Source organism: Streptomyces jumonjinensis (assembly GCF_009600885.1).
GTDB classification, from domain to species: domain Bacteria; phylum Actinomycetota; class Actinomycetes; order Streptomycetales; family Streptomycetaceae; genus Streptomyces; species Streptomyces jumonjinensis.
Window position 1 is genome coordinate 5,540 of record NZ_VCLA01000161.1, and the last position, 858, is coordinate 6,397.

Below are 858 nucleotides of genomic sequence, written 5' to 3' on the forward strand. Positions count from 1 at the left end.
TCAGATACCGAGCCAACCGATTCGAACGCTCCTCCAACTCCCCGTACGAGAGAACATCGGCACCACACCCCACCGCCGCGACCCCCGGCGCACCCCCCACCCGGGCCGAGAGGAGATCGAGAATCGAGCCTGACGCATCCGGAAGACGGGGGTGGCTTGGTCCGCCCGTGACAAGGGCCCGCTCGGCGTCGTCCAGTACATCGATCTGGCTCAGCCTTACATCCGGATCGGCCGCCACCTGCTCCAGCACCCGCGCCAGACGATCGGCCAGAGCCTCCACGGTGGCCTCGTCGAACAGATCCGTGGCGTAGAGAATCCCCCCGCCGATCCCCGCCGGAGCGCCCTCCGCATCCCGCTCCTCGACCAGCGTCACCGACAGATCGAACCGAGCCGCAGGCTCAGGCCCTGCGTCCAGAGCACCCACTTCCAGACCCGGGAGCTCCCACTGAGCAGAGGGCAGATTCTGGAGGGCCAGCATCACCTGGAAGAGTGGGTTCCGAGTCAGCGAACGCGCCGGGCTGAGCGCATCCACCAGACGCTCGAACGGCACATCCTGATGCGCGTAAGCCGAAAGGTCCGCCTCCCGCACCCGCCCCAGCAGCTCCGCGAACGACGGGTCGCCGCTGACATCCGTCCGCAGCACCAACGTGTTGACGAAAAAGCCCGCCAGATCATCGAGCGCGGCATCACCACGGCCCGCGATCGCGGTGCCGATCGGGATGTCGTCACCCGCGCCCATCCGCGACAGCAGGACGGCCATCGCCGCATGCGCGACCATGAACATCGTCGCCCGGCCGCGTCCGGCGACCTCCACCAGCCGGGCATGCGCCTCCGCACCCACCCGCACCCGAACCGAAC

1 protein-coding gene is annotated in these 858 nt (G+C 68.5%); it reads right to left on the minus strand.

The window, feature by feature from the left end; genetic code table 11:
- A partial coding sequence (locus tag FF041_RS39280; protein ID WP_228388562.1) for a condensation domain-containing protein occupies positions 1–858 on the minus strand: 858 nt, incomplete at both ends.